Here is a 12,660-nt window from a genome sequence, read left to right on the forward strand (position 1 = left end):
TTCGAGCCCTAGCATACAGGATGCCGTCGGGGGACGAACATCAGCGACAGCGCAAAATTCAAACGCTTGTATGATTTTATGTTGACAGCCTTGTCGCTCTCCCCCTAACCTCAGTGCAGATTCAAAACAAGGCAGAATAACGTGGGCAGTATCTACCTGATCAGACATGGCCAGGCGTCGCTTGGCGCCGCCAACTACGACGTACTGTCGCCACTGGGCGTGCAGCAATCACGTTTGTGCGGTGAGTTCTATCAGCAGCAGGGCCTGCGATTTGACCGCACATACGCCGGCGAAATGCAGCGCCAGATCGATACTGGCCGCCATGCCCTGGCGGCGATGCAGCAGGCCGATACGCCCATCGCCATTGACGCCGCCTTCAATGAATACCACTCAGATCAGGTCGTCAGCACCTACCTGCCCAAGGTGATCGAGCGCATCCCGGAAGCCGAGTATTTCATCCAGAACGCCGGCGAGCACCGCAAGGAATTTCAGCGCGTGTTCAGCAGTGCGATCACCCTGTGGATTACCGATGACAGCGGCAGCACCGATTGCCCACCCTGGTCGGCCTTTGTCGAGCAGGTCGCCGCCGGCCTGCGAAGGGTAATGGCCGAGAACGCCGGTAGCGGACAAAACATCGCCATCTTTACCTCGGGCGGCACCATCACTGCCGCCCTGCAACTGATCACGCAGATGCCGGCTACCAGCGCATTCGAGCTGAACTGGCAAATCGTGAATACCTCTGTAAGCCGTCTACAATACCGTAAGGACAAGTTGAGCCTGGCTGCTTTCAATAGCCAGGCGCACCTGGATGTCCACCAGCGGTCCGAATGGGTGAGCTACAGATAACCCGGTCGGCACACTTATCTACGATTAAGTACCGTCCACCCAAGCCAGTAAAGGAACGACAGATGACTAGCGTTGCAGAAATCACCAGCAAGATGGAAACCAAGTTCAACTCAGCCGCTGCCGCCGGTCTGGATCTGGTTTTCCAGTTCAATATCGAAGACGACGAGAACTTCAACGTAACAGTCAAGGACGGCACCTGCGCCGTGGCCCAGGGCAACGCTGAAGACCCCAACGTGACCCTGATCATGGACAAGGACACCCTGGTCGGCGTGATGACCGGCGAAACCGACGGCATGCAGGCATTCATGTCTGGCAAGCTGCGCGCCGAAGGCGACATGATGCTGGCGCTGAAGCTGGGCGAGCTGTTCCCGGCCTGATCCGCAGAGCACGCATAACCGGAGACATGTCTCCGGTTTTTTTTGTCTGCGCATAGCGTCATAGGCCACACCCATTTAGCTGCAACACGCAATCTGATTAAACGCCCACATCCTTGTTCCGGGCATGGTGGTGGATTAGATTAGCCGATTGCATCAGCACCTCTCCGGCTAGTACCGGGTAGGGCTGGACCCGCTCTGACGGCCCAGCAGGCCCACACACAACAAGGATCCCCCCATGCAGAAGACCCAGCTTTTTGATCTCGACGGCAAGGTAGCCCTGGTCACCGGCGCCAGCCGTGGTATCGGCGAAGCCATTGCCAAGCTGCTTGCCCAGCAAGGTGCCCATGTCATCGTTTCCAGCCGCAAGATCGATGGCTGCCAGGCGGTAGCCGATGCCATCACCGCGGCTGGCGGCAAAGCCAGTGCGATCGCCTGCCACATCGGCGAAATGGAGCAGATCGTCAACACGGTAGCGAGCATCCGCGAGCAGTTCGGCAAGCTCGATATCCTGGTCAACAATGCAGCCACCAACCCGTACTTCGGCAACGTGCTGGATACCGACCTGTCTGCCTTTCAGAAGACCGTCGACGTCAATATTCGCGGCTACTTCTTCATGTCAGTCGAAGCGGGCAAGCTGATGCGCGAAAATGGTGGTGGCGCCATCCTCAACGTCGCCTCCGTCAACGGCATGGTGCCGGGCGATATGCAAGGCATCTACTCCATTACCAAAGCCGCAGTGATCAACCAGACCAAGGTATTTGCCAAGGAGTGCGCTCAGTTCGGCATTCGCTGCAATGCGCTGCTGCCAGGCCTGACCGACACCAAGTTCGCCTCGGCCCTGACCACCAACGATGCCATTCTGAAAACCGCATTGCAGCGCATTCCGCTGCGCCGCGCGGCCGATCCGTCTGAAATGGCAGGTACTGTGCTGTATCTGGTCAGCGATGCGTCCAGCTACACCACCGGTACGGCGATCAACGTCGATGGCGGCATGCTGGCCTGATCAGCTGGTAGTGCAGGAAGTGACTGCTGCCGGCGCAAGGCCGGCAGCAGGTATCAGTTGAAGCGTTTTAGCGCAGCCTTGGCCGCATGGTTCAGCGGAACTGGCGTCAGCCCAGTCGGGCCCAGTTCAAGAGAAAAGCGCGCGCCATCCACGAGCGGAATGAAACGAATTTCAAAGGCATCAGCTTCCAGCAGTCGATGCGCCTCCACTTGGTCAACCCAAACCCACAGGTCACGCCATGCGGGTGTACTGTGCAGATTCGGCAACAGGGTGCTACTGATGGCAGTGCTGTCGCGCTCCTGCTCCAGCGCCAGATAACGCCCAAGCAGCCGATGCAGACGATACCCATCTTGTAGTCCCAGGGCACTGCCCAAGCCGTGCCAGCGCAGCACTTGCGCCTCAAGCTCCCACAGATCACCGGCTATCCGTACCTTGTTACTGCCCTGCGCGCCCTCGAGCACAGCTTCAAACTGCTGATTGCCGATCTTGCTAAAGCTCAGCGTACCGACAGTGGCCGCCTTCGGCTCGATCTCGGCAAAGTGTTGCAGATCCCAGGCAGCGAGCCCTACTGCGACCGAAAGCGCCAACAGCGCCAACAGCAAATTCCCCTTCAGCCAGCTGAGCAACCATTGCAGACGCCAGCCGAAGCGCAGCGCCAGCAGGGCCAGTAACGCCCCTACACAGCCCAGCAGTATTGCCAACCCTAGATATTGCATCGCCGCTCCCCAGCCAGATCAGGCGGGCACGGGAGGCGCCTCACGACCCTCCCGTTGCGCCAGATAACAGTCAATAAGCCAGCGTGAGATGGTACCGCGTGGCGGAATGCTCGGCAGCTCATCTACCGACCACCAATGTGCTTCCTCTATTTCACCCGGCTGCGGCACAATTTCGCCACCGGCGTACTCAGCATGAAAACCAAGCATCAAAGAATTGGGGAACGGCCAGTTCTGGCTACCCAGGTACCGCAAATTGGTGACCTCAAGATTGACCTCTTCCATCACCTCACGGTGCAGACAGTGCTCCACCGACTCGCCCGGCTCGATGAAGCCCGCCAGGGTGCTGAAGAAGCCTGGAGGAAAGTGCGGAGAACGCGCCAGCAGCACCTGGTCACCCCGGGTGATCAGGACAATGATGCAGGGGGCGATCTTGGGGTATTCGCGGCGCTCGCAGGCAAGGCACTCCATGGCACGCTCGTCGCGGCGCAGCTGCATGGCCTGCCCGCAGCTGCCACAAAACCGATGCGTCTGATACCAGGCGTTAAGTTGTTGGGAAAACCCCAGCAAGCGGAAAAGCGAATCATCGATCTGGCCGATCAGGCTGCGCAGTCCATGCCACGACAGCCCTGGCATACCCAGGGTGTCCTGCAGGTAAAGCAGTTCGCAGGGGCGACCATCTACCAGCCCCAAGGCCAGCCGGTGGCCGGTATCACCAAAGTAGATTGCCTGATCGCGGTCATGCAGCAAGCGCCCGTCATACATGGCGAACTGATTTTGATGGATAACCACGACCAGTGTTTCCGCAGAGCCGCTATCCTCAAGACTGACTGCCGGCTCAAACTGACGAAAAGACCTCATTACGACTTGGACTCCGATACCGCGTATCCCAACTCTGCCAGGCTTTCCTCGGCCAGCGTCAACACATCCCCCGTCGCAACGGCGGCGCGCTCGGCCGACTCCAGGTAAAACTCGATACTGGTCAGCGCATCCGCCAGCACTTCAAGCTGCTGATCCTGTGGGACCTGCTTGCGCTCAAGCATGGTCTCGCGGATGAAACTGGCGGCCATATGAATGATGTTCGCCGCGCGGCTCATGCCCAGGAACACCAGCCCACCGCGCACGGTTTCCAGCGACGGCGGTACGTTCAACAGGTGCATGGCGTCGTTACCGGACTCCATGTACGCGGTGATGGCACGCTTGGCCAGCGCCAGGCCGGCCTGCGACTCCTCGATCAGCACGATCCGCGCTTCCTTCAACTCCAGCGGCTCGCTGAAGCCATCGGGCCCGGTCTTGCTGCCCTCACCTTCCTCACCGTGGGCATCCAGGTGGTTCACCGCGGTTTCGGCGCGCAGTACCGCATCAGCCACATGCTCGAGCGTTTCCAGCGACTGCGGCGCGTCACTGCTCCAACCGGCAACCTGCCCACAAACGGCTTGGATCGCCTTGGACTCGGCTTTCAGGTCCAGCATGCTGAGTGTTTTCCACAGGCGCTCAAGGCCGCTAGACAGCGTCTCCAGCGACTGCTCGGCGTCACCCGCGTTGCGCGCCAGCAGGTCGAGCAAATCCTTGATGGCGGTGATCTCTTCGCGCAGCGCTTCAGCCACGGAGTGCATCACATCAACCCCTGGACCGCGCAGACGGCCGAAGGCGTTTTGAATTTCCAGTTCAGTGAAGCCAGGGTCCGGCAACTGATACGCGTTGCGCACGTCCTCGCAGCGCGCGCAATTGCCATCGGCCAGCGCCACCAGATACAGCAGCTCGTGCAACAACAGCGCATTGACGCTGCCGCCAACGCCCTGAGCGCCGCGTTTGATTTCGCGATCAAGCATGGAAAACAGCCGCTTGCGTGGCGCAGTCAGCGCCAGTGGCGTCTGTTCAATGGCTTCCAGCGCCGCGCCAGCCACCCAGCACAGGGTAGCGATCTGCGAATCCAGGCAGCTCTCGAAGCGCTGCAACGCACGCTGCATCAGCGGTGTCGCCGCCGCCAGACCATCTTCCCGGATCAGGCCCAGCAGACCCAGCTGGTACATCTGCCGCAAGCGATTAAACACCTTGACGTCGATCGGCTCGTGACTACCCGCACGGAAGTTTGCAGGCAGACCAGCGACCGGCAACGGGTAGAAATGACTTTGCGGCAGCGCGGGCGCACCCGGACGGTGAGCACGCAGTTGATTGATCGTCGGCAGCAACAACTCCGGCCGTTCGCGGCCGCTTTGGCGCGCCTGATCAAGATAGCGCTCAAGCAAAAACAGGGCGTCGCACAGCGCCGACAGCGGCTCGTTGCGCTCATCACCATCGTGCGTGGGAATATCGGTCGCCAGTGCAACCATTTCATCCAGCAGCTCGGCGGCGCCCTTGAGCTCGATCAGCGCCAGCGTGCCACGCAGCTGCTGCAGACCTTCGATCGACTGCTGCAACAGGTGGCCGTTTTGTCGATCATCAAGAAACTGCTGCAGCAGATCCTCGACTTCGCCCATGCTGGTGAAGAGCTCATCCCTGACAAGATCTAGTGACGTGGTACCGGTTAACATAGCATTCAGTCTCCCACCATCCCTGCGTACGTCCGAAGCTGCTTAATCGGCAAACTCGGGGGTTTGCTTGCTCATATGCGCGGCCATCGCAATCTTCATGTCTTCGGATTGCAGCATCGCTGCATTCCAGGTCGCGATGTAGTTGAGTCCATCCTCAACGCTGTGGTCACGGCTGAAGCGAATCATTTCCTTGGTGCCACGAATGGCAACCGGTGACTTGGCTGCAATGCTCTGGGCAATCTCCATGACGCCGGCAAGCAGGGCGTCATGGTCTTTGTAGGTACGATTGGCCAGGCCGATGCGAGCCGCCTCGGCACCGTATACCGGGCGACCGGTATAGGCCATCTCCCGCATCATGCCATCGCCGATAACCCGCGGCAATCGTTGCAAAGTACCCACATCGGCCGCCATACCCATGTCGATTTCCTTGATGGAAAAGTGGGCATCCTCGGTACAGTAACGCATGTCGCAGGCGGTGATCAGGTCGATCGCACCGCCGATGCAATAGCCGTGCACCGCAGCAATTACCGGTTTGCGGCACTGATCTATGACGTTGAAGGAGTGCTGCAGGTGCAGCACGTGACGGCGAATGTGTTCTGCCTTGCGGGCGATGTCCATATTGAGCTGACCTGCAGCCTCGCCCAGCATGGTCAGATCGATACCGGCGGAAAAGTGTTTCCCCTCGCCGGAAATGATCGCGCAACGAATACTGTCGGTCTGATCGACCCAACCGAATACGTCTATCATTTCAGCCCAGAAGTCGCGGTTCATCGCGTTGATCTTTTCCGGGCGATTGATACGGATATGGGCCACTTTGCCGATCTGCTCGACCAGCAACGTCTTGAATTCAGGCATACTCGACCTTCTTCTTATGTCAGCAAAATCATCAGGCTGTCGGCAACTGTGCCGTACGACCGACCTTGTCATTTGCATGACTATATCAAGCTAAAAGCAGAACACCATAACCAATCACTGAAGAATATGATCCAAGGTACTGAAAATGCGCATAGGTTGTACCTTGGACTACTTTATTCCTGAGGGCATTCCGGTACTATCGCCAAGCCCGAAAGACGAGCCAGACGGCTACCAGGGAAGGCAACAACAGCAGACGCAGGACCGCGTGCCTGTATATTTTCATTATCAAAGACAGGAACTTCATCATGTCTGACGCCATGCTACCCGCACTGGGGCATAACTTCCTTGGCCAGGCGCCCGGTTGGTACAAGCGCACCATTGTCGCCTTTCTGTTACTCAATCCGTTGCTGCTCTGGCTGTTCGGTCCATACGTCACCGGCTGGATTCTGGTGCTTGAGTTCATCTTCACGCTGGCGATGGCGCTAAAGTGCTACCCGTTGCTACCCGGCGGCCTGCTGGCACTGGAAGCCCTGCTGATCGGCATGACCTCGCCGGATGCGCTGTATAAGGAGGTGCTGGGTAACTTCCCGGTCATCCTGCTGTTGATGTTCATGGTCGCAGGCATCTATTTCATGAAGGATCTGTTGCTGCTGACCTTCACCAAGCTGATTCTCGGCGTACGCTCCAAGTCACTGCTCGGCTTGCTCTTCAGCCTGGTTGCCGCCGTGCTTTCTGCCTTCCTTGACGCTCTGACCGTGACCGCGGTGATCATCAGCGTGGCCGTGGGGTTTTACGGCGTTTATCACAAGGTTGCCTCCACCGGCGGCGGCACCGACATTCAGGACGGCACCCCGGTTGAGGACCCCTTGCACCGCGAGCACCTGGAAGAGTTTCGCGCGTTTCTGCGCAGCCTGCTGATGCATGGCGCCGTCGGCACGGCGCTGGGCGGGGTGTGTACCCTGGTGGGCGAACCACAGAACCTGCTGATAGCCGGCGTGGCCGGCTGGGACTTTATCGAGTTCTTCCTGCTGATGGCGCCCGTCAGCATGCCCGTATTGGCCGCCGGCCTGCTGACCTGCCTGGTACTCGAGAAAACCGGCTGGTTTGGCTACGGTGCACGCCTGCCACGCCCCGTGCGCCATGTGTTGGAGGAATTTGCCGCCGTCGAGCAGGCCAAGCGCAAGGCGCCGCAGAAAGCGGCCCTGCTGGTGCAGGCCCTGGCGGCGTTGCTGCTGGTGCTGGGCCTGGCCTTTCACCTGGCCGAAGTAGGCTTTATCGGCCTGATGGTGATCATTCTGATCACCTCGTTCAATGGCATCATCGACGAGCATCAGATCGGCAAATCCTTCCAGGAGGCCTTGCCCTTTACCTCGCTGCTGGTGGTGTTTTTTGCCATTGTCGCGGTCATCCACGAGCAGCACCTGTTCAGCCCGATCATCCACGCGGTGCTGGCACTGCCAGCGGAAAGCCAGCCGAGCATGTTCTTCCTCGCCAACGGTATTCTGTCGATGATCAGCGACAACGTGTTCGTCGCCACCGTGTACATTTCCGAGGTCAAGGAAAGCCTCGACAGCGGCGCCATCAGCCGCGAGCAGTTCGACCGCTTGGCCATCGCCATCAACACCGGCACCAACCTGCCCAGCGTGGCCACGCCCAATGGTCAAGCGGCCTTCCTGTTCCTGCTGACCTCCGCCGTTGCCCCTCTGGTGCGGCTCTCCTATGGCCGCATGGTGGTTATGGCCCTGCCCTACACCCTGGTGCTCGGCGGCGTTGGTCTGTTGGCCGTGACCCTCTGGATATAACGCGCCAGGCATAAAAAAGGCCGGTGAAGTGCGCTTCACCGGCCTTTTTCTTGCTCAGGCGCCACCTACTCTGCGGCAGGCGCTCCCTTCCACAGTGCGAACCCCGCAGCCTTTTCGATCGCGGCCAAGCGCTCCTCATGGCCGGCCAGTTCTTCTTCGCTAGCGCGCAACACTTGCAAACCGGCACGCATGGCCGGATCAAGACGACGGATACTGCTCGCCGAATCACTGCCGTCATCGTTGCCCTTACCGTTGGCAGCCAGCGACAAAGCCGTCTGCCCACCGGTCATCAGCAGATAAACGTCAGCCAGAATCTCCGCATCGAGCAAGGCGCCGTGCAGATCACGCTGCGAGTTATCGACGCCATAGCGCTTGCACAGGGCGTCCAGGCTGTTGCGCTGACCCGGGTGCTTCTCGCGGGCCATCAGCAGGGTATCGAGCACGCTGCAGTGCTCGGCCACCACGCCATGGCCCTTGCCCAGCCGGTCCAGCTCGCTGTCGATAAAGCCGACGTCGAACGCCGCGTTGTGAATAACCAGGCGCGCACCGGTGATGAAGTTCATGAAGTCATCGGCGATGTCGGCGAACAGCGGCTTGTCGGCAAGAAACTCGCTGGATATGCCGTGCACCGCTTGGGCGCCTTCGTCGATATCGCGTTGCGGATTGATATAAACGTGGTAATGACGGCCGGTCAGGCGGCGATCGATGACCTCGACACAGCCGATTTCAATGATCCGGTGGCCTTCCTTGTGTTCAATACCTGTGGTTTCGGTATCCAGCACCACTTCACGCATGCATCATCCCCTCTTCTTCTCGCTGAGCACGTGCTGCACGCCCAGATTGGCCAGCTCATCGGCGATCTCGTTTTCACGGTGCCCGGTATGACCGCGCACCCAGCGCCACTCGACCTGATGCTGGCACACCAATTCATCCAGCTGCTGCCAGAGATCGGCGTTCTTGACCGGTTGCTTGCTGGCGGTTTTCCAGCCGCGCTTCTTCCAGTTCGGCATCCATTCACAGATGCCCTTCATCACATATTGCGAGTCGGTAGTCAGCACCACACTGGCTGGCCGTTTTAGCGCCTCCAGCCCGCGAATGGCCGCTAGCAGCTCCATACGGTTGTTGGTGGTGTTGAGTTCGCCGCCATACAGGCTCTTTTCATTCTCGCCCAGACGCAGCAGCGCGCCCCAGCCACCAGGGCCCGGATTTCCCTTGCAGGCGCCGTCGGTAAAAATCTCTATGGGTTGGGTCATTGCCTATCTCGTTTATGCGTACGCCGCGTGCCCGCTGCCAGCGGTGGCAAGGTCAACGTCGGAAAGGACATGCCACGCTGGCGTTGCGGCAGCGCGCCAAACATCTGCCGGCGTGCCAGCAGACAATAAAATCCGCCACCGGGCAGCAGTCGCTGCTGCCCCAGGCTTTCGATAAAGGTGAGGCGCTGCAACCAGGCGGGCGAGTTGAGCGGCGGACGATAGCACCCATCCAGCCGTTTCTCCACTGCAAAGCCGAGCAATTCCAGCCAGTCGATCAAACGTCCGGGACGCACGAAACCTGCCTGCCCCAACCAGCTCTGGCCAAAGTAATGCGGCATACCCCAGGCACTCAGCGGATTGAAACCAAAGATCAACAGATGCCCGCCTGCCCGCACCGCCTGGCTGGCCTCGCGTAACAGCGTTTGCGGTGACAAGCTGAAGTCCAGCCCATGATGCAGCACTACCGCATCCAACGATTGCGCGGCGAAGGGCCAGCGCGCCTCCTCGACCGCCAGGGCGCCAGCACGGCACTCCATGTCCAGATGCCAGTGATGCCGCATGACTTTTTCATCGGGGTCCAGCATTTCCGGCGCCAGCCCGTACTGCACCAGATGCTGGCCGAAGCACTGCGGCAGCGCCAGACGCTGGGCGTTGCGCTCGGCATCCAGCAGCATCTGCCCGGCCGCAGAATCCAGCCAGCCACGCGCCTCGTGCAGCAGACGCAGCAGGTCGGCCTGACTAATGGAGCGGGAGGGTTGCTGGCGAGCCATGGATTCTCCACAAAGGGGTTGGCGCAGACGCTGAGTTGGTTAAGATGACTCTACAGATTAAGGAATAGACCCGTCATGTCCACATTTATTGCGCTACCGGCATTCAACGACAACTACATCTGGCTGCTGCTGGCAGAGGACGGTGAACGCGTTGCGGTGGTCGACCCAGGCGATGCCAAACCGGTTATCAATTGGCTGGGCAAACATCCCGAATACCGGTTGAGCGATATCCTCATCACTCACCATCACCCTGACCACGTGGGTGGCGTGGCTGCGCTCAAGGCCGGCACCGGTTGCCGCGTCTGGGGGCCGGCCGCCGAGACCATTCCGGCGCGCGACCGAGCGCTCAATGACGGCGATGCGGTCAAGCTGTTTGGCCTCACCCTGCAGGTGATCGCGGTACCCGGCCACACCCTGGGGCACATTGCCTATTACTGCGAAAACGCGGGCGACCCTTGGCTTCTCAGTGGCGACACCCTGTTTGCCGGCGGCTGCGGTCGTCTGTTTGAAGGTACCCCCGAACAGATGCATGCCTCGCTCAGCAAACTGGCAGCACTGCCCGCCGAGACGCGCGTTTACTGCGCCCACGAATACACCCAGGCCAACCTGCAGTTCGCCCACGCCGTCGAGCCGGAGAATAACGACATCAAGGTGCGCCTCGAAGTCGTGCAGGAATTGCGCGCCGCCGGGCGTATGACACTGCCCAGCGACCTGGCCCTGGAACGGCGCACCAACCCCTTTCTCAGAGCCGATTGCGACGCCGTCGCCCACGCCGCCAGTGTCCAGACAGGCAAGGCGCTGAGCCCCGGCGTAGAGACCTTCGCGGCGGTTCGCGCATGGAAGGACAGTTTCTGAACCACACGCGTCTTGACCCCACCAGGGTGACTCCATAAAATCACCCTCATTTTGTGGGGGCGTACATGCGTTATTCGGTAGTTGCCATCTTGCCCAGATCACTGGTGCTGGGCACCCTGGCAGGGGTACTCGCACTGACCGGCTGTCAGACCACTGAGCAGTCAGATTACCGCGCCCTGGGCCAGACCCCGGAGCGACAATGGCAGCAAAAGTTGCCAGTGCAACAACCGATCCGCCCAGTCAACTCCGTTCTTAGCGTCGAGCCCCAAACACCTGCCACCCTCTGGGGTAGAATCCGCGATGGATTCATGCTTGATCCTGCATTGATCGACAACCCCCGCATTGACCAGCAACGCCTTTCCTTCGCCAGCCAGACCCGCTACTTCGAACTCGCCACCCCCCGCGCGCAGCGCTACATCTACTACGTGGTACAGCAACTTGAAGAGCGCGGCATGCCGCAGGAACTTGCCCTGCTGCCGTTCATCGAAAGCGCCTACAACCCCCAGGCGCTATCCAGCGCCAAGGCCGCCGGCCTGTGGCAGTTTATTCCCTCCACGGGGCGCAACTTTTCACTGCGCCAGGACTGGTGGTACGACGGTCGGCGGGATGTGACCGCCTCGACCCAGGCGGCGCTTGACTACCTGAACCTGCTGCACGACTACTTCGACGGCGACTGGCTGTTGGCCCTCGCGGCTTACAACTGCGGCGAAGGCTGTGTTGGCCGCGCGGTAAAGCGTAACGAGTCGCTTGGCCTGCCCACCGACTACTGGAACCTGCAGCTACCGCGCGAGACCATGAACTATGTGCCCAAGCTGTTGGCACTGGCGCAGATTATCGACAGCCCAACCAGCTACGGCACGCACCTGCCGGAACTGGCCAACGAACCCTACTTTGCCGAAGTCACCGTGGATCAGCAGATCGATTTGTACAAGGTCGCTGAACTGGCAGACATACCTACCGAAGAACTGCTCAGCCTCAACCCGGCATTCAACCAGCGCGTCACCGCCCCCCAGGGCGAGTACCAATTGCTGATTCCGATCGAGCAGGCAGACCAGTTCGCCCAGGCGCTGGCTGAGCTACCGGATGACCAGCGCGTCAACTACCAGCGCTACCAGGTCCGCCGCGGTGACACCCTGTCACAGATTGCGCGCCGCTATCAGCTCTCGGTCGGTGTTATCCGTGACACTAACGATATCAACGGCAACCTGCTGCGCGTTGGCCAGACACTGATGCTGCCGCAGTTTGGTGATCAACCAATCACCCTGCCAACGCCGGCACAGACTTTGGCCACCAATACAGCCCTGAGCTATCGCATCAAGCCGGGTGACAGCCTGTGGAGCATCGCTCGCGCACACGGCACCACGGTCAATCACATCAAGCGCTACAACGAACTGAGCGGCAACGCCCTGAACGTGGGCTCGACCCTGATGCTGCCCGGCAACAGCGCGCCAGATAACCGCATGACCTACACCGTACGCTCCGGCGACTCGTTGTCGACCATTGCTGCGCGCTTCAATGTGCAGGTATCCAAGATACGCAGCTGGAACAAACTGGAGCGTTATCTGCAGCCAGGACAGCAGCTGACCCTGTTCGTACCCTGATTGCGACTCAGGCCCTTCCGTCCATTCGGCGGGAATGATAGCGTTGGCAGC

Annotated in this window: 13 protein-coding genes; 6 read left to right on the forward strand and 7 right to left on the reverse strand. The window is 60.0% G+C overall.

Translation table 11 applies throughout. From position 1 onward, the window contains the following. Window positions 1-141: 141 nt before the first annotated feature. The 3 genes from BLU26_RS05285 to BLU26_RS05295 all read left to right on the forward strand — a co-directional run bounded on the left by BLU26_RS05285 (window position 142) and on the right by BLU26_RS05295 (window position 2,226). A complete protein-coding gene (locus BLU26_RS05285; RefSeq protein WP_092284535.1) occupies window positions 142-846 on the forward strand; it encodes a histidine phosphatase family protein in 705 nt (234 codons plus the stop codon). A 62-nt stretch (window positions 847-908) separates the two neighbouring features. Further along, entirely contained in the window at window positions 909-1,223 is a 315-nt protein-coding gene (locus BLU26_RS05290; protein ID WP_092284537.1) for an SCP2 sterol-binding domain-containing protein, read from the forward strand. Window positions 1,224-1,458: 235 nt separating this feature from the next. Next, complete coding sequence (locus tag BLU26_RS05295; RefSeq protein WP_092284539.1) at window positions 1,459-2,226, forward strand: SDR family oxidoreductase; 768 nt, start codon at window positions 1,459-1,461, stop codon at window positions 2,224-2,226. Window positions 2,227-2,279: 53 nt separating this feature from the next. Here BLU26_RS05295 and BLU26_RS05300 read toward each other — a convergent pair whose 3' ends face one another. The 4 genes from BLU26_RS05300 to BLU26_RS05315 form a co-directional block, all read right to left on the reverse strand. Next, window positions 2,280-2,942 carry a hypothetical protein gene (locus tag BLU26_RS05300; RefSeq protein ID WP_092284541.1) on the reverse strand — a complete coding sequence of 221 codons (663 nt, stop codon included), beginning with the start codon at window positions 2,940-2,942 and terminating at the stop codon, window positions 2,280-2,282. Between the two features lie 18 nt (window positions 2,943-2,960). Further along, window positions 2,961-3,800, reverse strand: a complete 840-nt coding sequence (gene nudC / locus BLU26_RS05305) for an NAD(+) diphosphatase (RefSeq protein ID WP_092284543.1) — start codon at window positions 3,798-3,800, stop codon at window positions 2,961-2,963. After that, window positions 3,800-5,419 (reverse strand): hypothetical protein, encoded by a 1,620-nt coding sequence (locus BLU26_RS05310; RefSeq protein WP_092284545.1) that lies wholly within the window; start codon window positions 5,417-5,419, stop codon window positions 3,800-3,802. Before BLU26_RS05310 ends, nudC begins: the two co-directional genes overlap by 1 nt. Before the next feature lie 96 nt (window positions 5,420-5,515). Further along, the gene (locus BLU26_RS05315) at window positions 5,516-6,328 is read right to left on the reverse strand and encodes a crotonase/enoyl-CoA hydratase family protein (protein WP_092284547.1); all 813 of its coding nucleotides are present in this window, start codon (window positions 6,326-6,328) and stop codon (window positions 5,516-5,518) included. Between the two features lie 305 nt (window positions 6,329-6,633). Here BLU26_RS05315 and nhaB point away from each other — a divergent pair, with 305 nt between their 5' ends. After that, a complete protein-coding gene (gene nhaB, locus BLU26_RS05320) occupies window positions 6,634-8,130 on the forward strand; it encodes a sodium/proton antiporter NhaB (protein WP_092284549.1) in 1,497 nt (498 codons plus the stop codon). Window positions 8,131-8,195: 65 nt separating this feature from the next. Here the strand turns inward: nhaB and dnaQ are convergent, their stop codons facing one another. From dnaQ to BLU26_RS05335, 3 genes are read right to left on the reverse strand one after another with little or no spacing between them, the layout of a single operon-like run. After that, complete coding sequence (gene dnaQ / locus BLU26_RS05325) at window positions 8,196-8,924, reverse strand: DNA polymerase III subunit epsilon (protein ID WP_092284551.1); 729 nt, start codon at window positions 8,922-8,924, stop codon at window positions 8,196-8,198. 3 nt (window positions 8,925-8,927) lie between these two features. Further along, entirely contained in the window at window positions 8,928-9,383 is a 456-nt protein-coding gene (gene rnhA, locus BLU26_RS05330) for a ribonuclease HI (protein WP_092284553.1), read from the reverse strand. Then, on the reverse strand, window positions 9,380-10,153 hold the full coding sequence (locus BLU26_RS05335) for a class I SAM-dependent methyltransferase (protein WP_092284555.1): 774 nt from the start codon (window positions 10,151-10,153) through the stop codon (window positions 9,380-9,382). The genes rnhA and BLU26_RS05335 overlap by 4 nt, the downstream gene beginning before the upstream one ends. 75 nt (window positions 10,154-10,228) lie before the next feature. Between BLU26_RS05335 and gloB the strand changes: the two genes are divergently transcribed. Together gloB and BLU26_RS05345 are read left to right on the forward strand one after the other, a co-directional pair. Further along, entirely contained in the window at window positions 10,229-11,008 is a 780-nt protein-coding gene (gene gloB, locus BLU26_RS05340; protein WP_092284557.1) for a hydroxyacylglutathione hydrolase, read from the forward strand. A 65-nt stretch (window positions 11,009-11,073) separates the two neighbouring features. Then, entirely contained in the window at window positions 11,074-12,609 is a 1,536-nt protein-coding gene (locus BLU26_RS05345) for a lytic transglycosylase (RefSeq protein WP_231702007.1), read from the forward strand. Window positions 12,610-12,660 lie beyond the last annotated feature (51 nt).

The sequence above is a fragment of the Halopseudomonas sabulinigri genome (genome assembly GCF_900105255.1).
In the GTDB taxonomy this organism is placed as follows: Bacteria; Pseudomonadota; Gammaproteobacteria; order Pseudomonadales; family Pseudomonadaceae; genus Halopseudomonas; species Halopseudomonas sabulinigri.